This window comes from Salipiger sp. HF18, assembly GCF_011806505.1.
Classification (GTDB): Bacteria; Pseudomonadota; Alphaproteobacteria; order Rhodobacterales; family Rhodobacteraceae; genus Salipiger; species Salipiger thiooxidans.
In genome coordinates, this window is the sequence record NZ_JAATOS010000967.1 from 1 (window position 1) to 620 (window position 620).

A 620-nucleotide genomic window follows, 5' to 3' on the forward strand; every position below is an offset into this window, starting at 1 on the left:
CCTGCCCGATTTCTACCAGAACTCGATCCGCCACCTCGCGCTGCGCCCCGACGGGCTGGTGGGTTTCGCGATGCAGTGGGAGGGCGAGGAAAGCTACGCGCCACCGCTTCTGGCGCTGCACCGCATGGGCGAGGAGCTGGTGATCTGCGAGGCACCGCTGAGCGACGAGCTGGCGATGGACGGCTACGCGGGCTCGGTCGCCTTCTCGGGCGACGGCAGCGAGATCGCCATCACTTCGCCGCGCGGCGGCCGCATCCACCGCTTCTCGGACAGCGGAGGGTTTCTCGGCGCGATCTCGCGGGCGGATGTCTGCGGGCTGGCGCCTCCCCCGGGCGGCTACATGGCCAGCGACGGGCTGGGCCCTTGCCTGCTGATCGGGCCCGAGGGCGCCATTCCCCTGTCACTGGCCGAGGCGTCGTGGGACAACCACCTCGTGCCGATCGCGGCGGCGCGGGCGTAACGCGTCCGCCTCGCGCAGGCGGCCTGCGCGGGCCGTGCCGGCACGTCCGGGCCTAGCGGCGCGCGGCCACCGTGTCGCGGATCACCTGCTCGACCTTCTTCAGAAGCACGGCATTGTCGAACTTCGCCACCGCCGTGTCGCGGGCGGCACGGGTCATGGC

The 620-nt window shown here is 72.1% G+C and carries 1 protein-coding gene; it reads left to right on the forward strand.

All coding sequences use genetic code 11. From position 1 onward, the window contains the following. On the forward strand, window positions 1-460 hold a 460-nt coding region (locus HC022_RS28305; protein WP_167454572.1), incomplete at its 5' end, for a DUF1513 domain-containing protein. Window positions 461-620: the final 160 nt, after the last annotated feature.